The 18066-nt window shown below is 35.7% G+C and carries 24 protein-coding genes; 8 read left to right on the forward strand and 16 right to left on the reverse strand.

Translation table 11 applies throughout. The annotated features are described in order from the left end of the window. Window positions 1-70: 70 nt before the first annotated feature. The 6 genes from cbpB to BK580_RS14790 form a co-directional block, all read right to left on the reverse strand. Window positions 71-514, reverse strand: a complete 444-nt coding sequence (cbpB, locus tag BK580_RS14770) for a cyclic-di-AMP-binding protein CbpB (RefSeq protein ID WP_078381080.1) — start codon at window positions 512-514, stop codon at window positions 71-73. Between the two features lie 169 nt (window positions 515-683). Next, the gene (gene abbA, locus BK580_RS14775) at window positions 684-857 is read right to left on the reverse strand and encodes an antirepressor AbbA (protein WP_078381081.1); all 174 of its coding nucleotides are present in this window, start codon (window positions 855-857) and stop codon (window positions 684-686) included. Between the two features lie 31 nt (window positions 858-888). Then, complete coding sequence (locus BK580_RS14780; protein ID WP_078381082.1) at window positions 889-1407, reverse strand: ribonuclease H-like YkuK family protein; 519 nt, start codon at window positions 1405-1407, stop codon at window positions 889-891. Window positions 1408-1643: 236 nt separating this feature from the next. Next, window positions 1644-1787 carry a hypothetical protein gene (locus BK580_RS23650; RefSeq protein ID WP_169865026.1) on the reverse strand — a complete coding sequence of 48 codons (144 nt, stop codon included), beginning with the start codon at window positions 1785-1787 and terminating at the stop codon, window positions 1644-1646. A gap of 11 nt (window positions 1788-1798) precedes the next feature. Then, window positions 1799-2188 carry a YueI family protein gene (locus BK580_RS14785; protein ID WP_078381083.1) on the reverse strand — a complete coding sequence of 130 codons (390 nt, stop codon included), beginning with the start codon at window positions 2186-2188 and terminating at the stop codon, window positions 1799-1801. Window positions 2189-2243: 55 nt separating this feature from the next. Beyond that, the gene (locus tag BK580_RS14790) at window positions 2244-2483 is read right to left on the reverse strand and encodes a YkuJ family protein (RefSeq protein WP_078381084.1); all 240 of its coding nucleotides are present in this window, start codon (window positions 2481-2483) and stop codon (window positions 2244-2246) included. A 197-nt stretch (window positions 2484-2680) separates the two neighbouring features. Here BK580_RS14790 and BK580_RS14795 point away from each other — a divergent pair, with 197 nt between their 5' ends. Beyond that, window positions 2681-2917, forward strand: a complete 237-nt coding sequence (locus BK580_RS14795) for a glutaredoxin domain-containing protein (protein WP_078381085.1) — start codon at window positions 2681-2683, stop codon at window positions 2915-2917. 130 nt (window positions 2918-3047) lie between these two features. Here BK580_RS14795 and BK580_RS14800 read toward each other — a convergent pair whose 3' ends face one another. From BK580_RS14800 to fadH, 5 genes are all read right to left on the reverse strand, one after another. After that, on the reverse strand, window positions 3048-3842 hold the full coding sequence (locus BK580_RS14800; RefSeq protein ID WP_078381086.1) for a DUF3993 domain-containing protein: 795 nt from the start codon (window positions 3840-3842) through the stop codon (window positions 3048-3050). A gap of 215 nt (window positions 3843-4057) precedes the next feature. Then, entirely contained in the window at window positions 4058-4297 is a 240-nt protein-coding gene (locus BK580_RS14805) for a hypothetical protein (RefSeq protein ID WP_078381087.1), read from the reverse strand. Between the two features lie 65 nt (window positions 4298-4362). After that, complete coding sequence (locus BK580_RS14810; protein ID WP_078381088.1) at window positions 4363-5580, reverse strand: EAL domain-containing protein; 1218 nt, start codon at window positions 5578-5580, stop codon at window positions 4363-4365. Between the two features lie 158 nt (window positions 5581-5738). Continuing rightward, complete coding sequence (locus tag BK580_RS14815) at window positions 5739-6311, reverse strand: LysM peptidoglycan-binding domain-containing protein (protein ID WP_169865028.1); 573 nt, start codon at window positions 6309-6311, stop codon at window positions 5739-5741. Between the two features lie 117 nt (window positions 6312-6428). After that, the gene (gene fadH / locus BK580_RS14820; protein ID WP_078381090.1) at window positions 6429-7202 is read right to left on the reverse strand and encodes a 2,4-dienoyl-CoA reductase; all 774 of its coding nucleotides are present in this window, start codon (window positions 7200-7202) and stop codon (window positions 6429-6431) included. A 243-nt stretch (window positions 7203-7445) separates the two neighbouring features. On the opposite strand from fadH, the gene BK580_RS14825 reads away from it, so the two are divergent. Further along, the gene (locus tag BK580_RS14825; protein ID WP_078381091.1) at window positions 7446-8315 is read left to right on the forward strand and encodes a metallophosphoesterase; all 870 of its coding nucleotides are present in this window, start codon (window positions 7446-7448) and stop codon (window positions 8313-8315) included. A 90-nt stretch (window positions 8316-8405) separates the two neighbouring features. Then, on the forward strand, window positions 8406-8591 hold the full coding sequence (locus BK580_RS14830; protein ID WP_078381092.1) for a hypothetical protein: 186 nt from the start codon (window positions 8406-8408) through the stop codon (window positions 8589-8591). 169 nt (window positions 8592-8760) lie between these two features. Here BK580_RS14830 and BK580_RS14835 read toward each other — a convergent pair whose 3' ends face one another. Next, on the reverse strand, window positions 8761-10869 hold the full coding sequence (locus BK580_RS14835) for an RNA degradosome polyphosphate kinase (RefSeq protein WP_078381093.1): 2109 nt from the start codon (window positions 10867-10869) through the stop codon (window positions 8761-8763). A 93-nt stretch (window positions 10870-10962) separates the two neighbouring features. Continuing rightward, window positions 10963-12483: a Ppx/GppA family phosphatase gene (locus tag BK580_RS14840; RefSeq protein ID WP_078381094.1), complete on the reverse strand. Its 1521-nt coding sequence runs from the start codon at window positions 12481-12483 to the stop codon at window positions 10963-10965. 97 nt (window positions 12484-12580) lie between these two features. Here BK580_RS14840 and BK580_RS14845 point away from each other — a divergent pair, with 97 nt between their 5' ends. Together BK580_RS14845 and BK580_RS14850 are read left to right on the forward strand one after the other, a co-directional pair. Further along, complete coding sequence (locus BK580_RS14845) at window positions 12581-13078, forward strand: L,D-transpeptidase family protein (protein WP_078381095.1); 498 nt, start codon at window positions 12581-12583, stop codon at window positions 13076-13078. A gap of 246 nt (window positions 13079-13324) precedes the next feature. Next, on the forward strand, window positions 13325-13810 hold the full coding sequence (locus BK580_RS14850) for a YkyB family protein (protein ID WP_078381096.1): 486 nt from the start codon (window positions 13325-13327) through the stop codon (window positions 13808-13810). A 170-nt stretch (window positions 13811-13980) separates the two neighbouring features. On the opposite strand, the gene BK580_RS14855 is transcribed toward BK580_RS14850, so the two are convergent. Further along, the gene (locus tag BK580_RS14855) at window positions 13981-14880 is read right to left on the reverse strand and encodes a chemotaxis protein (protein WP_078381097.1); all 900 of its coding nucleotides are present in this window, start codon (window positions 14878-14880) and stop codon (window positions 13981-13983) included. Window positions 14881-15078: 198 nt separating this feature from the next. Here BK580_RS14855 and BK580_RS14860 point away from each other — a divergent pair, with 198 nt between their 5' ends. Continuing rightward, complete coding sequence (locus BK580_RS14860; RefSeq protein WP_078381098.1) at window positions 15079-15408, forward strand: ArsR/SmtB family transcription factor; 330 nt, start codon at window positions 15079-15081, stop codon at window positions 15406-15408. A gap of 45 nt (window positions 15409-15453) precedes the next feature. Continuing rightward, complete coding sequence (locus BK580_RS14865; protein ID WP_078381099.1) at window positions 15454-15699, forward strand: hypothetical protein; 246 nt, start codon at window positions 15454-15456, stop codon at window positions 15697-15699. Between the two features lie 111 nt (window positions 15700-15810). On the opposite strand, the gene BK580_RS14870 is transcribed toward BK580_RS14865, so the two are convergent. Next, window positions 15811-16458 carry a glycoside hydrolase domain-containing protein gene (locus tag BK580_RS14870; RefSeq protein ID WP_078381100.1) on the reverse strand — a complete coding sequence of 216 codons (648 nt, stop codon included), beginning with the start codon at window positions 16456-16458 and terminating at the stop codon, window positions 15811-15813. Window positions 16459-16599: 141 nt separating this feature from the next. Between BK580_RS14870 and BK580_RS14875 the strand changes: the two genes are divergently transcribed. Then, window positions 16600-17268: an HAD family hydrolase gene (locus BK580_RS14875; protein WP_078381101.1), complete on the forward strand. Its 669-nt coding sequence runs from the start codon at window positions 16600-16602 to the stop codon at window positions 17266-17268. Window positions 17269-17340: 72 nt separating this feature from the next. Here BK580_RS14875 and treR read toward each other — a convergent pair whose 3' ends face one another. After that, window positions 17341-18048 (reverse strand): trehalose operon repressor, encoded by a 708-nt coding sequence (gene treR, locus BK580_RS14880; RefSeq protein ID WP_078381102.1) that lies wholly within the window; start codon window positions 18046-18048, stop codon window positions 17341-17343. Window positions 18049-18066 lie beyond the last annotated feature (18 nt).

Below are 18066 nucleotides of genomic sequence, written 5' to 3' on the forward strand. Positions count from 1 at the left end.
TCTTTGTCTATGTCGGAACCTCAAACAAACCAATGGATGAAACGAAAAAAAGGACCTAAAAAGGTCCCTTTTATTTGTTGAGTTTTTGAATTTGTGTATTTAGGCGTTCTAGAATACTTCTTCTTGTTAGGATTCCCTCGAAAACCTGTTCTTCATTTTCCACACATATGAATGGGTGATTGACGAGAAGTTCTAATCCCTTTTCTAAGTTATTATTTAAGTTGAGTCGTGGAATGTCCTTGTTCATAACTTCTTCCACTATCATGTTCTCTAACCGCTCAAATTCAATTCGCTCTAATCCAAGAATCGAATCCATCACTTGCGTTGTACTAATTAAACCATGCAATTGATATTTAGGATCTAATACAGGTACAGCTGTATATCCTGTTTTGGTTAGCACTAATAGAGCATGTTCTAAGTTATTCTTAACTTGAACATGTGCTACCCTCTCTGCTGGTATGATTAGTTCCGCAATTGTAGTTCCTAAAATTTCACCATTATGGAGGCTGATCATGAATGTTCTTCCTCTCTTTGTTTACTCTCAGAAATAGTATATGATACTTTTCATAATTGACCATTATCATTGTAGCATAAATTTGCTTCTTACTCGAATGATAAACCAATAAATATTACCTTATTATTCGACAAAAAAAGCTACTCGTGTTAAGAGTAGCTTAAAAATATTACGATGAAATTTTGTCGTAAAGCTGTACTAATTTTATATACGTGTTACTCTCAAGCTTCTTTTCTCCTATTTCAATATCGTTAATTTCATTAACTACGAGTTCTTTCGCAAAATTTGTAGAAATTAACAAGGATACAAGTAATTCCTTTTCTTCTTCCGTAAAGCTTACCATATGGTTCCTGTCCCCTTCCATTTAATAACCGCTACTTGGTATATCGATTTGCATAACAAAAAGCAGCGTAAGCGTCAGGTTTAATCTTCGCATCAAACCCCATCGCTGTAATTCTTCCAGTCATTTCCTGGATAAAGTCTTTTGTTGCTCCTTTTTGCCCAATATCCAAATGAATTTCAAAGCGAAAATCAGCACCCTGCTCTAAGTGAGGAATTAACAAATTTTGAATGGTTTCTAACCGTTCATTAGAAAATAACATCGCAACTTCCTGACTTAATGCTGTTTCGAGTGAAATTTTCTCATGCAAGCTGCGAATAGCTCTTCTAGCAATATAAGGTCTTACACATCCCCATGCTCCCTTTCCTACCCGATGTAAATGAATAGCCGTCATAAATTTGGTTTCTTTTTGATGAACATGAGAATCTGTTCCAATTGACAACAAATAAGAGGCCTTTACATCTTTTTGGATAAAAGAAAGTATCTGTAAAAAAGCTTGTTCAAAAGTAAGGTAGCCGTGGGTAATATTATAAAACTTACTGGGGTTATCCATTAAGCCACTTCCTTCTTTTGTACTTTCCTACTTAACATATATGATGGAAAGGAACAAAAAATTAGTACTTTTAAGATAGTTTGTTGTTTCCCCTTTGAAATAGTATCAGTATGGACAGGATCAGCTAACTAATATACACCGAAATGCTGATTCAGCTCATTCAAGAAAGACAAATCCAAATTTAATAAAGATCTCGATTCTTACCCACAAAAAAAACCAAGCTAATTAGCTTGGTTTTAACCTTTGCTTGTATGGATTTGTCGTTTTGAATAGGCGCAGTGAGGACATTTATAAATCACATTTTGATTGGATTGTGCAGTTAATACTCTGTCTAAAGCTTCTTCTCTATTACATTTAGGACAATGAACAACTGGCATCATGATAACCACTCCTAACGTAAATGTCGCTTAAACTCTCCATTTTCTACAAAGATATCTTCTTTATCAATAGCTGTTGGTAACGCAAGCACTAACCCGATATTGGTAGTGGCGGCTTTATCATCTACAATAGTGAATGAAATATTATGTTGATTGGCTATGCGAGTATATTTAGAAAGATGTGCATAATTTATATCTCCATCTAAATACAACCGAGATGAAGGATACCTTTTCATCAAATCAACAATAGGAGCATACACTTTCGTTTGCATTACTTGCCCGTTGGTAAGAGCTAAAATAATCCGCTCTCTTAGCTGAGTTAAGTATTCTCTTCTCTCACTAGGTCTTATTTCAGGAGTACCTTTTAAGCCTCTATCTATGTAATCGTCTATGCTTTTTCCCATAAAACTCGTCCTCTCCGTAATGAATGACTAAGCGATTGGCAACATAGTTTCTTAATTAATGGATTAGATCAAAAATTTCAATGGCAATCATATCAATGTTATCAAATTGATACGTTTTGGGACTCTCGCCTTTAATAAAAACTTCTAATTCATATGTATTAGTTTTGTCGTAAAATTTTACGCTACATACCTTTTCTCCATTTACTTCGAAGAAACGTTGAGCTGGTTCGTTTCCAGTCTCTGAAGTTTCTTTTAAATCATTTAATCTTTTTACAATTCCTACTAATAGTGACATGTCACAACTCTCCTTCTATTCCTTCTACCTATATCATTAACCTACAATGCGTTGAACATTCGTTTTTTGTAGGAAAAATAGAGTAGAAATATTAATATTTTCATGTTACATTTTTATTTCCCTCTTATTGTAGTCTAAAACTACAGAAAAGAGCGCATAAAAATATGAATTTTTTTCTAACAAGGAGTGCAATATTAATGAAAATCACTGTATATACACAACCCGACTGTCCACCATGCCAAGTAGTTAAGCAATTTCTAACACACCATGGCATTCCATTTGAACAGATTGATATTTCACAAGATCATCATGCTAGAGAATACTTAGTTTACGAATTACAATCCTTTTCCACTCCCACTGTAACAGTGGATGAGCATATTGTAAAAGGATTTGATTTACAAACGTTACAACAAATCCTGCAAATAGAGGATTAAAAAAAGCAACTCACCAACCAGCAGAGAATACATCATACCATTAATAATATAGGGATTAAAGCTTTTTATTTATTCTCCCTTCTGAAATTATGCAAATAAAAAAAGAGCAACTATGCTCTCTTTTTATTTGCTACCTTATTATCGATACATGGGAATCAGTACTTACAGAAAATAGTTGTGAGACAAACATTGGCAACGATTGAAAGAAGGAAAAGGCAGAATATTGCGTACCATTATAGAGTGTAGCAACGGCAAAAGGTTTATTTATTTGATAAAAAGATAATAGATCTTGCTTACCTTTTTGTAAATCCTCATTAGTATGAAACAACTTTTCCCCTATAACAGTCGATTCATTTCTATTAATTACTACATCGGCTGTTTGAAAGCGCTCTGTTGAAAGTCGTTCTGTAATAGCTTTATTCCCCTCAGCTAGAAAATAGGGCTTTTCCTTTTCACTTCCATAACCTACTACTTTAAATCCTTGGTCCGTAACCTTTAATTCAACATATTCATAATGATTCTCATATAGATAAGGCATAGATTCATCTACCTCAAAAAACTCATAAGCGAAAATCGTATCTGTTGCTTCTACTCGATGAATCTTGGTCTCTACATCAAAAGTAAAGAAGGGAATATAAAATATAGTAAAGTCCGTTCCATATGTGATATAACCTTGTGCTTCTTCAAATAAATGAGCATCTAGAAACTGTCTCTGATAGTCTCGTGTAAAATATGGGTCTAATATTTCTTGAATCTCAGCTAAGCTTCGGTGTTTCTCTCCTAAGGAAAATTGAGCTTGTTGTGCTTCTTGTAAAAATGAATAAACTTCTTCATCTGAAGGTGGAGTTTCCGCTGCGACATTAGGTATACCGAATAGTAGAATAATAATTAATGCAAATAATAACTTTGTCCATTTTTTTTGCAATCTATTCTCCTCCTATAATTATGTCTCCTAATTTTACCAAGTTTATATACATTAATGGTGTGAAACCGTTCGTAAAATTCCTTGCTATTTTGACAAAATATTCTCTTTTCTAATGTTATACCCTGCCTATCTTCTTCCAAACAATATTATCTAAGATTTTTTTTGGTATAAAAATAAACAAAAAAACTGACCAAAATAATTTCGGTCAGCTTCTTTTACCAACTTGTCGTTAATGCTACATATCCAATATAGAGTAATATTAATACAGCTCCAACAATACAAGCTACAAAAATTGGATTTCGTAGCACATAATGCTCTTGGACTTTCTCACTGATTTCAGAATCCATTTCACTTGGACTAGCGCTTGTTTGACGCCCTACCTTATACGTATAGATTAGGGCACCCGCAATAATCAACAGAGCTAAAATTGCTAACATATAATCAAAAGGACCCATTCTTATCACCTCACGAGCAATGTTTACTCTTAAGGTCCGCTATCTACCTGTTTCTATACCATTTCTTATAAAAAATCCTGATTTTCATACAGAAAATCGTAAGCAAGATCAATATAAAGGTAGCGATTAGGACTGATTGGAAAAGAAAAAGTACGAACTGATTCCCCAGATTCAATATCACTATAAATATCTGATAAAAGTCCTTTTCTCTCCACTCGCATTTTCATTACATATTCTAAGAAATACGGACGCCAACTCCAATTTTTCATTTTATATTCTGGTTTTACTTTCCAATTTCCATTCTCTTTCATTAGGTTTGCCGATAACTGAAAGCCATTTTCATCACATATATACATCCGGAAGCTAATATCTGAAAATTCTTTCGCTATAAGCTGAAGCCACAAGTCTAGCTCCTCCATTTTTTTATGTTTACTTATTAATTGTTGTATCTTATCCTGAAGCATCTCTGTTAATTGCTGGATTGCTTCAAGCTTTCTTTTTTCATAACGAATGAATTGTTGAAATTTTTCGATCAGCACGCTTTTCCCATAATCCTCTGGGATAAATGTAGGTCCTGGTCTATGTAAATAAAAGCCTTGATAATATCTTCCCCCGTGTCTCCATGCATATTGGAGTTGATAAGACGCCTCAATATTCTCATAAAGTAAGGTTGCACCAATTTTTCTAGACAAAACCGCCAATGAGAATAATACATCCTGATGAGTGCTTACTTCATGACTTTGGCGTAAAATTTGTAGATCTACTTTTAGAATATTAGGTGATAATCTTCCAATACGATCTAAATTTGACCCTGCTTCACCGATATTAGAAACTGCTATTTGAATACCAAAGGTACGATAATAACTTATTAAATGCTGCAAATTCTCAATATCGCCAATATATGCATGTTCATCCAGTTCCAATACTATGTTCTCAAGTTTCAAACCCTTTGGAACATAGGAAAGTAGCAGTTCCAATAGAGACTCCCCTTGATCTACTAAAAGTAGCTGTGCATTTTGATTTATAAATAAAAGCAACCCACTCTTTTCCTCTATAAAAGCTGTTAATGCCTGGTTTAAAATTACTTTTTCTACTTCTAAACGATATTCATCAGGAATACTAGTATCATGAAAAAAAGCTCCTAAGCTATGCACATCAGCGGTTTCCATTTGTATCCTACCGAGTACCTCATACCCGATCACTTCTTGTCTATCAGCACTAAAAATTGCTTGATAATAGGGAATGACCCTTTCTAAGTTTGTCATTATATCTAGTGGATCCATACCCTTCTCCCCTTTAACCCTTATTTCTGAAAATTATAACATGTTTCTATATCAAAATTCTCATTCTAAACTAAGAATTCAGTAAGAAAAGCAGAACTCGCACATTTTTCCCCAACTTAAAACAAAAAACTACTGGAATCCAGTAGCTAATACGTCTTTCACACCATTCTCATTGGAATTTTCAATTCAAGTCCTGGACTTATACAATCTGTATTTAACTTATTTATTTTCCGGATTGCCTCTTTCGTCGTATCATATCGCTGGGCTACCTTTTGAAGACTGTCAGAGGGGACAACGGTATGTCTATAAGCTGGTATTTTTAATTCCATACCAACAAATAGGGTATCACTTACTAAGTTGTTTTCCTTCATTAAGACCGATTCATTTATTTGCAAGAGCTGAGAAATATCTTTGAGTGTATCATTTGGTTTGATTTTATAAAAGCCGTATTCACCTATTTCAGGCTCTGTAAGTAAACTCTCTTGTTTTTCCTTTAAAATTGCAACCAGAAACTGCTGAAATTTCACTCGGTAACTTTTAATGTTTTGAGTAACTGGGAGGAGTTGTTTCGAGTATTGCCTTGCTGCTCCTAATAAATTTTCTTTCCGCTCATTGCTACCTTTTTGATTAGTAAATTCTACTGCAAATTCAAAAAATGCTTCGGAAGGGTTTATATATAAGGTCAGCTCTTTGTTTTCTTCATCCCATTCATGCTTATAAAACAAACTCAAGGATATTCCTCCCTTTTGATTATCCAATTTTCATTAGTATGTAACCAAAAGGGATAGAATTATGAGTAAAAGAGCTTGCTTCTCGTTACACTACGAGTATTCAATCTATCAAAACGTTTAAAATGGGAATGGTTGCAACCACTGTCCACCATCCATTGTGACACATTCTCCATTTATATAAGCAGCTTTTTCTGAGCTTAAGAAAAATGCTAATTCTGCGATTTCCTCTGGCGTACCAAAGCGTTTTAGCGGGACACTTGCAGCGATTTTTCTAGCCTCCTCTTCGGACTGCATTAATTTATCCGCACCACCAGTACGTTCAATTGGTCCTGGAGCGATAGCATTTACTCTTATTCCATACTTAGTTCCCCATTCTACTGCTAGAGTTCGAGTCAACGATAACACACCCGCTTTCGCAGCAGCAGAGTGAGCAACACCTGCACCAGCATTCCAAGCGTAGGTAGCAACCATGTTAATCATGCTGCCTTGATGTTTTCTTTCCATCCAATATTTTCCCACAGCAGAGCTACAATAGAATGTGCCATTCAACACGATATCAATAACAGATTTCCAGCCATTCACAGAAAGCTTTTCAGCTGGACAAATAAAATTACCTGCAGCATTATTTACAAGAACATCAATCCGTCCAAATGCTTCATCCGTCAATTTCACCATTCTTTCCACATGTTCTGGATCTCTTACATCCATCTGGACCGTTAATACTTGTCCTCCATTACCTTCAATTTCCTCTTTTGCACTAGCTAAACGCTCCAAATCTCTTCCAGTGATAACAACCTGATATTCTTCCTTGGCAAATTTCAGCGCCATATACTTCCCCATTCCACTTGATCCACCTGTAATAATAACAACTTTCTTCTCACTCACATTCATTCCCCCTAACTATTATTTCTTTTATTCTATCTTAATTTTCAAAATAGTGAAAACGTTATCTTTTTCAATTTCCAACAAAACTTCTTCAAAGATGTAGAGAGAACAAGGAACTGCCGAATAGATGATGGTATAATAAGTTATAGTGAGAAGAGTCTGGCCCAAAAAGTGAACTTTTCCCACACAGTAATCCAATAAAACAATTTTTGGAACTGAATAAATTTTTATATAGTTAGGTTGATTTTTATGAAGCAGAAAATATCGAGAAGAAGTTTTTTTAAGCGACTATTTACCATTCCCTTTCTTGCCTTTATTTCTAGTGGCATTGGGTATTGGTATGCTAGATATATAGAGCCGAAGCAAATAAAAAAAGAGGCTCATAGAATAAGGAATACAAAAATCCCTAAAGGCTTTTCAGGAATGAAAATTGTCCAGTTTTCCGATACTCATGTTGGGCATCATTTTGAAATAGCAGATTTAGAGAAAATCGTGATAAAAATCAATGAAGAACAGCCAGATGTTGTGGTCTTTACAGGAGATCTTATGGATGATCCTTTAAACTATGATTACGCAGATCAATTGATTCCAGTTCTCCATAAGATAAGAGCACCGTTTGGGAAATTCGCAATATTTGGCAATCACGATCATGGTGGGTATGGAACGGAAACGTATGAAGAAATTATGGTTGCCTCTCAATTTACGGTTTTAAAAAATGAACATACACATATTGAATTAATCGATAAAAGTCGCATTTATATAGCTGGGGTAGATGATTTAATGTTAGGTAGGCCAGATTTCACCGAAACCTTACAGGGGATTCCAGAAAAAGCTTATACGATTCTCCTTGCCCATGAACCAGATGCTGCTAAAGAGATATCTGAGCAATTCCAAGTATCTCTACAATTATCTGGGCATTCTCATGGAGGTCAAGTGCAATTGCCCTTTATTGGCCCCATAGTGACTCCTCCACTCGGGTCTAAATATTATGAGGGGTTCTATGAGTTGAATCACTTAACACTCTATGTGAATCGCGGACTTGGCACAACTAGGCAGCCATTTCGGTTTCTAGCACCACCTGAAATTACCATTTTCACCTTAGAAAATTCTGAAACATAAAAATGGGCGATTACATGAAAGCATGATAAGCGCACAATCTCCTTTAAAACCATACAATATATCAACTTATAAAAGGAGGCGTATGTCTATATGCAAAGAAATAATCCCTATGGAACTAGAAGAATTGGTGGGTTTGGCTTTGGGTTTCCGTTTTTACCCTTTGTTGGGGGATTAGCAGTTGGTTCTTTACTCGCTCCAAGACCGTATTATTACCAACCGTATCCTTATTATCCTCCATATCCACCTTACCCATATCCATATCCTTATTATCGTTAAGGATAATAGCTTTACAGAACAATAGTGCAAGCTTCTCGTTTAAGCTTATGCCTCAGAAATGCTAGGTGCTGAAGCTCGACGTAACTCCCCTTACTATACAACCGTCCACCGTACGTTTTTCTAAATCAACAAAAAAGGGTCGCTGCTTTCTAGCAGCGATCCTTTTTTGTTATTCCTCATCTTCCTTCACATGATAAGCGAGCTGAAAGAGAGCAAGTTGGCAATTTAGCTTTGCCTCAGTAGATTCTACTTTCACATAATAATATTCTCCAGCTTCATTCTGTTCACGCGCCTTTACATTGTCGGAAAGTTCCATCGCAATAACGTGCTTAAGTCTTTTTTTTAGTCGACCAGAAAAGACAGGAAATAGAATTTCGACCCTTTTTTCCATATTCCTTGTCATCATATCTGCTGAAGACAAATATATTTTTTCTTTACCATTTTGATAAAAATAATAGACTCTACTATGCTCTAAAAATCTTCCCACAATACTGCGAACTCGAATATTTTCACTTACTCCCGTTAATCCCGGACGTAAGCAGCAAATACCACGTACAATTAAGTGAATTTTTACACCAGCACTAGAAGCTTCATATAATTTCATAATCAATGACTTATCTGTTAAGGCGTTCATTTTCGCAATTATTTTACCGTTCCCGTATTTACGATGAAATTGTATTTCCTTGTCAATCAAACTAATGAATTTCTCCCGAATATCTAATGGAGCGACACAAAAATGGTAAAAAGACGGCTTCTGTGTATATCCACTTAAATAGTTGAAGAAATTTGTGGCATCGATGCCTATTTTTCGATTAGCTGTTAGAAGTCCTATATCAGTGTATACCTTTGCAGTAGCATCATTGTAGTTTCCTGTACCTAAGTGTACAAAACGTTCAATTTTCTTATCCTTCCTACGAACGACTAACGTAATTTTGCTATGGGTCTTTAACGATGTCATTCCATAAATAACATGACAACCTGCTTTTTCTAACTCCCTCGCCCATTGCACATTGTTTTCTTCATCAAAACGGGCCTTAAGCTCGACTAGTACTGTTACTTGTTTACCGTTTTCAGCAGAGCGTTTTAAGGCTTCAATGACAGGGGAACCACCACTTACTCGGTATAAAGTTTGTTTGATCGCTAATACATCGGGATCATCTGCCGCATCTCTGACAAAATCAATGACTGGCTCAAAAGATTCATAAGGGTGATGCAGCAAAATATCCTCTTCTAATAATTTTTCGAAAATATTTTCTTGAAATCCAAGCTGTTTAGAGGGTTGAGGGATGAGTGTTTCAAAGATTAGATGGTCCTTGATTGAGGATAATTTCTTGTATAGGGAAAATAGATAAGTAGGATCCAATGGACCGTCCACAACATAAATATCTTTGCTATGAACCTCTAACTCTTGCATTAAATAGGTAAGTATATCCGGTTCCATTTGACCAGAACGAACTTCTAAACGAACAGCAGCTCCCCATTTTCTTCTTTTCAATTCTTTTTCTATTTCTTTCAAAAGGTCCCGAGACCCCTCTTCATGGATGTTCATATCGGCATTTCGAGTAATTCTAAATTGGGTGATTGCAAGTACCTGATAACCCCTAAAAAGTTTATAGATATATGATGTTATTACTTCCTCTAACATAATATAACTGTACTTGTTCTCCAACTCTGGAAGCTCGATAAAGCGCTCTAATACGGAGGGGACCTGGACGATAGCTCGTTTTATTTTATTTTCTACTGTTTCCTCCACAGATTCCAGTGTAATAGCTAAGTTTATCGATTTATTAAGTAACATTGGAAAAGGCCGATAAGCATCCACTGCTAGAGGCGTTAGAACTGGAAAAATTTGTTCATCAAAATAGTCCTCCACATACTTCTTTTGCTTTGAAGTTAAGCTTTCCATTGTTTGAAATACTACTTTCTCCACATTAAGTTCTTCCGTTAATTCTTGAAATGTTTGATAAAGCAATTGGACTAAGCCATGAGTTTCATGTGATATTTTACTAAGTTGTTCTTTGGGTGTTAGGCCAGCTTTGTTTTCTGGCTTATTAAAGCCTGCTTTCACTTGATCCTTAATTCCAGCTACTCTTACCATAAAAAACTCATCTAAATTAGAACTAAATATACCTAGAAATTTAAACCGCTCTAATAACGGATTCGTCACGTCGATTGCCTCTTCTAGTACACGCTTATTAAATGCCAACCAACTTAGCTCTCGATTATTGTAGTAAGAGGGATCGTTCAATTCGATTTTTTTTAAATTAGTAACTTCCATCTAGGAACACCCTTTGCTATTCATTCCATAACCTCCATAACAAAGCGTTACTTTACTCCCCAAAGTATAGGGCATAATTTATAAATGATTAAATTATTTAAAATGGATCGTAATGGTATATCCTAAGAGCTTTTCTAAATGTTTTTTTTGTTTTTCTGCTTGGTATTCTTCTATAGCACTATTCTTTTTAGTTACAATAAAAAATGATAGCTCGTTATTCTCTACTTTTATCTCCAAAGTTTCTACAACGTTTCTTTTTGTTCTATTTAAACTGTATGCAAACTTGAGAAGTGCTCCAAATAAGTGTAACCTTCTCATCTCCTCTTCTGAAAACCAGCTATTAAAAGGGAAGGCATATTGTTTAAAAATAATTTTGTTTTTAAATGACGCCATAAGTGCAAGTTTGACTCGCTCTTTATGCATAAGTCCATCAATAGTCCGATTTGCAAGCAAATAAAAGGTATGCTGACTACTATTTTCCGAATCAATATATTCTCCTAAATGGAACACAAATGCAGCTCTTTGCATCTCCTCCAATTCCTTCTTATTTACAGAAATAATCTTTAATCTATTCAGCTCACTTACAAGTTGCATCAGTATTTCCGTTACTTTTTTTACATTTTCTAGATTGATATCATAGTCTTTTGCTAATTTATTGAAGCTTTCTGCTATTACATTCGGAAACTCTGTTACGGTTAAGCTTTGCATCCATTCTTCTAATAAAACTCCTTCTCGAAGTCCCTTCCTACTTAACACAAACGATGGTGCTTGTGAAATAGCTACGAGTTCTTCAAACACGTGTATTGCCGGGATCATTAGCTCTGCCCGATCCTTGGAAATACCTTCTAATTTTTGCAGCCCTTCCACTGGTAGTGAACGCACATAGTTCCCAATTGTCGCAATATCTTCGGCAGGCATTTCATATAAATGTAAACCAGCTAGGGGATAATTCTTTAAGACTTGGTCTACTTGAACCATATTTCTTGCACTCCCACCCATTCCAATCAATGGAATCCTCTTGTTTTCAAGCCAGGACAAGGATTGGAAATTAGACTTAATAAATTCCTTCATCTTAGCTATTTCAACGGAAGAAGGAAGTTCATTACTTATAAATTGCTGACTTAAGGAGAGTGCTCCAAAAGGAAAGCTATGATATTGAGCTAGTGCTCTATCTTTGAAATAAGTGATTTCAGTACTTCCACCACCAATATCAATTGTCATACCTTCCATAAATGATGTCGTATTTACCACCGCTAAATAACCATAAAAAGCTTCTTCAAATTCAGATAAAACCCTCATAGTAAAACCTGTTTCTTTGTTGACTAAGCGAATAATTTCTTCCTTGTTTAATGCTTGACGAATGGTTGCAGTTGCCACACATTTGATAGATGATAATTGATGGAATTCCGTAATTTTCCGAAAACTTAATAAGGTTGTTATTAATTTATGCACACCAGTCTCGGTTAAATACCCATCTGGATGTAAATAGTTTCTCAGTCTTGCGAGCGATTTCACATTTTCCAGTTCATTAAGCCGACCGCTTTTTTCTCGTCCATAAATAACAAGCCGCATCGTATTAGAACCAATATCAATAATTCCGTATAATTTATTCATTAGATAACATCCTTTTTCAAAAGCAGTAATATGTATCAACAGTCAGAAATATTAATCCATTGACAATAACAAAAGCATTTCATAGGAGGTGTAGTAATTGGCTATCCACATTGTACAACTTGGAGAAACGCTAAGCTCCATAGCGATTGATTATAGAAGAACAGTACCTCAATTATTGCAGGTTAATCCACTGTCTAATCCAAATATGATTCTTCCTGGCCAACACATCATTATCCCTGGTCTACCTACTAAAGAAAGCATTCCTTTTTCAATAGAGGTATCCATCTCAAACCGTACTTTAACGTTGAAGGAAAACGGACAAATTAGAAAAACCTATCCGATAGCTGTAGGTAGAATGCTATATGATACCCCTATTGGTGACTATGTGATTGTAAATCGCGAACCAAATCCGGGTGGACCATATGGTTCGATGTGGCTTTCTTTATCAAAAGTTTCTTATGGTATTCATGGTACTAACGATCCAAGCTCGATTGGAAAAGCTGTCTCTAGAGGCTGTGTTAGAATGCACAACTCCGATGTGAATGAACTTGCATCCATTGTTCCCAATGGTACTGGTGTCTCTATTCGACCTTAGTTTATCCTTATTCTACTTTCCCCTCCTAACCCAATCAAAAGCAATAACAACAATCCTAAATTTGATTATAATAGAGGTGGGAAACTCAACTTCCCACCCGAAGTTAGCGAATGTTTTTAATACCATTATGCAGAAAAGAGAAAAAAATGCTCTAGTTCTCTTAAATACAGAAGACAATTTGGTACTACACTTTCTTTTTTTGTAAAAGATAAGTATAATGAAGAAAAGAAAGGAGCCTATCAAAGAATGCCCAATCAAGACTACTATACAAATCAAAGAAATAATGATACCTCAAAGCAATCTTCTGTTGAAAACCTCTCTCGTGCCATCTTTACTGTGAATCGCCATGCGAAAACAGCACCAGATCCGAAATTTCTGTACACTTTAAAACGAAAAGCTCTTGAGAAACTACTTGCTGAAGGGAAAGCATCAAAAAAAGGATTACACTTTTCTAAGAATCCGAAAAATAGTCGCCAGCAATCAGATGTGCTGGTTCTTGCTGGAGAATACTACTTCCATCTCCCTCCTACGAAGGAAGACTTTGCTAAGCTTCCACACCTCGGTGAATTAAACGACTATTATCGAAACCCAAAGGCTAACATGTCTTTATCCGTTGCCAAAAACCTGTTGCAACAATACGCCAACTATTACCCAACAGATGGACAAAACAAGCCGACCAAAAAAACTTACCAAAAGCCTGTGTTTAAGCGTCTCGGGGAGAGTTATTTGTAATTGTTCATTTCTAATAGTTTATAGTTTTTCTCAAGATGTAGAATTATTTTAGCCAAGGTCTAGCTGCTAGATTCTAGGCAATAAAAAAGAGCCCACCAAATTATGATTTGGTGGGCTCTTTTACCTTATTAATTTACTCTAGAAAACCCTAAAAAATAGGAAAGTTATTTTTATTTTGCAACAATCAATTCATCCATTAATTCGATTAATCTTGTTAGTTGAGGTTTGCTAATTTGTGCATCTGCACCAACTAATTCCCCTTTATGGCGTAAGTGATCTGTTATTAATGAGGAGAAAATAACAACTGGTATTGATGATAAAGTTCCATCTTCTTTTAATTTTTTCGTTAAATGATGTCCATCCATTTGTGGCATTTCAATATCCGTTATTAAAAGGTCGACTTTTCTTTCTCCGCTTTTCACCTTTTCTTCAAAGAACTCCCATGCCTCTTTGCCATTTTCAAAAAAAGATAAATGTTCAAAGCCTGCTGTAACAAGAGTTTCTTGTAAAAGCTTTCGAAGCATAGGTGAATCTTCCGCTATAACGATAACTTTTTCGCTTCTAGCAGGATTTATTGAATAAGTTCTACCTTGCATACCATCAATATTCGGGTAAATATCATAAATAATCTTCTCAACATCTACTAACAATATCATCTTACCTTGCTGTTTAATGACACCTGTCACATGGTCCTCCAGACCTTGATTAAGGGACGCTGGCTTTTCCATTTGTGACCAGGAAAGACGATGAATTTGCGTTACATGATCCACACGTAAAATGACTTTTATACCATTAAACTCTGAAACAATGAACTTATCCTCAGGAAAAGTGCTCTCTTCTTCTATGGATAACGCTTTTCTAAGACTGATAACAGGCAGGACCTCTCCCCTTAACTCGATAATTCCCTCTATATATGTATGAGAATGAGGAATTTTCGTAAGACCGACTGGATTAATAATCTCTCTTACTTTTAATACATTTATCCCAAAGCTCGTTGCTCCTACCAAAAACTCAAGAAACTCCACTTCATTTGTACCTGAGTCTAGTAAAATACCATGTTTATTCTCCAAAATTTGAACGTCCTTCCATTTATAAGTTTCTTATCTTTACTTTCTATATCGGAAGAAATCATGAAAGGTTAAGGGTGTCCACAACAGGCGATTTATGCTTTCCTTGTTTTTGTAGATATAGAATAGTGGAATTAGTTATATGAAAATTTCTCCTATTCATATTGTAAAACATTTTCATATGTAATAAAATTATTACATATGAAACATACAAACTATGGAGACGAGTTACTAAAGCTTTTAGAAGCCCTTTCCAATCCGTATCGCTTCAAGATTATTGCTGCACTAAATGAAGAAAAGCAATACGTTAGTCAGCTTGCGCGAGAGTTAGGAATCAGTCGGCCTCTACTTTATTTGCATTTACATAAGCTTGAGGCAGCAGGTCTTATTAAAGGGCATCATGAAATCTCCAAAACAGGGAAGGCAATGAAATTTTTTGAGTTGCTTCCTTTTAGTATCCCCTTGGATCAAAACCTCATTTCACACGCGGCAGCTACCGTAACGTTAAAGAAAAAAAAGGAGGATAAGTAGTAGTTTAGAAGTACAACTATTCGCACCCTAGGAGGAATTTATTGAATGTTATCATTCGGAGATTTAATTTTTCAATCCATCACTATATTAATATTATTGGTACCTATTCTCTTTCTCATTCTAATTATCATTTTTATTGTTCGGGCATTTCGCCGAATGGAAGCAAGGGCTGAAGAAAGATTGAAATTAGATAGAGAGAACATTGCCTTTCAACAAGTACAAATAAAAGCAAATAATGAGTTAAATGAACGCCTATCGAATATTGAGAAGTTATTGAAAGAAGTAGATTAAAGGATAAAAGGAAGAGCGAATTCGAGAAAATAATTAGGAAACCTCTTTCATCCAATTAATTAGTGTTTCAAAAGGAAAAAAACACGCTCCCTAAACGCGTGTTTTTGCACTTCAATATAAGTATTGCATTAGCTTCCGATCAGCAAGCACCGTGTCAATTGGGCAGGCATCGGCATCTCTTCCATATTGCCATGCCCAAACATTCGCTTTACATGGGGGAGAAGCTGGATCAAATCGTGGCGCCTTCCGTTCAGTTGATACACCCGTTTCTGGTTCTGCACTCCAAAGAATCGCTTGGGTCGCTACTTGTGGATTTTTTTGAACAGCCTCACAATAGGCGCTCGCAAAACCACCTTCTATTGGATCATGATAGATACCTGGACGGTAGCCCGTTGTAAATATAGAATCAACCCATCCTCTGATAAAGGCTTCATCTACATCAAAAAAGCGTTCCACATTAGCAAAAATCACTTTATCTTTCGGAAGCCCTAATCTTCTTGCATGATATACGGCATTTCGAGCGATTACTCTTCCTTTTTCATATCCGACCGCATTATCAAATACATTATAAATGGGTAAAAGTTTCATTCCACGACTTCGAATATATTGGATTTCATGTTTCGTTAATCCATCTGACACTCCTTCCACTTCTGCTAAGTACCTCCCCCAATACTTAGGGGTTCCAAAGTTATCTTTGACACATTGAAATAGTTCTTCTGTTACTTTTGCTGCGGAATCAACTCCCCAGACACTCACCATATAGGTTCCCTCACTTTATAGAACTTTTTGGGCTAAAAAATCTCCTGTTGCAAGTATATGAAAAGATAAGTCGACTTGCTAAAAAAATTTGGATATTTACGATATAATAAAACTAAAAATAGATTTGTTAGGAGTCATTAGATGATAAAAGCTTTGATATTTGATTTTGATGGACTAATAATTGATACCGAATCGATTTGGTTTGACTGTTTTAAAGAAGTAATGGCCAGTGAGTACCAACACGAGCTTTCTATCAAGGCTTATAGCACCTGTATCGGTACAAGTAATCATGTGCTTTATGACCTCTTGAAGGCATCTGTACCACAATTAGAGGAAGAAAAAATCGAGGAGTTAGCAAGTCTCTTGTATCAAAAGAACTCCACTAAGCTTGTTATGCGCCCAGGGGTACTTTCTTATCTGAAAACAGCAAAAGAGCTGGGGTTGAAGATCGGCTTGGCATCAAGTTCAGGACACGATTGGGTAGTAGGATATTTGAAAAGTCTCAATATATTTGATTACTTCGAAGCTATTGTGACACGTGAGGATGTCGAACAGGTTAAACCTGATCCAGCATTATATATGAAGGCTTTAATGAACTTAGACGTCCTTGGAGAAGAAACAATTGCCTTTGAAGATTCCATCCACGGCTCACAGGCAGCAATTAAGGCAGGTATTAATTGTGTTGTGGTACCGAATCCAGTTACTATGCATATGAACTTTACCGATTTTCATTTACATTTATCTTCAATGGAAGAAAAGGAGCTTACATCCGTTATCGAGGAATTAGAAGCGATAGCGAAGAACCTGTAAAATCGGTTCATCCTAATTGCAAAAACGAGCCACAGGCTTCCTTTTTTATTCAGGAAGATTGTGCTCGTTTTTTCATTTCATACGTCGTGCAAAATCTACAAAACGGAATTTATCAAGTCGGTGGCGCGATTCCGAAAACTGAAAGGGGCTTGCATCATCTAAGTGAACGACACTTTTAACAACTACAACATGCGTTTGCCCATTTAGATCTAGTAATTCAAAATCTTCCTCTGTCGCTTCTTCCACAGTGATTTCTTTTTCTGCAAAGCTTATTTGTAAACCTAAATCATTTTCTAAATATTCATAAATGGAATGCTCTGCAATTGATATTGTTAAAGAAACTACATACTTTGTATGAAAGTAATCCTTGTCTAAGATGATACTTTCTCCATCTACATTACGAGAACGGACAACCTTCCAAAGCGTGTCTTCCCCCAGTAACTCTTTTAGTTGATCACTTGCTTTTACAAGCTGGAGTTCATGAGCTTTCGTAAACCAAGTATTCTCTGTTTTCTCTGCTAATTCTTTAAAACTAATAAGTCCTGAAACAGGAAAATCAAATCTTGTCCGATCTAAGACGATGGAACCTTTTCCACGAATTTTTTGAATAAAACCGTTCTGCGCCAACAAATTAAGCGCCTTTCGAATAGTTTCACGAGAGGTGTTAAATTGCTCCATTAATTCATGTTCAGAGGGCAATTTATCTCCAACACTGAACTCATGCTGCTCTAATTTTTTCACTAACTCTTGATAGATCCTATGGAATTTATTGTTTTTCATCTCTTTACCACCCAACAC

It is taken from the genome of Sutcliffiella halmapala, from assembly GCF_002019665.1.
GTDB lineage: Bacteria > Bacillota > Bacilli > Bacillales > Bacillaceae_I > Sutcliffiella_A > Sutcliffiella_A halmapala.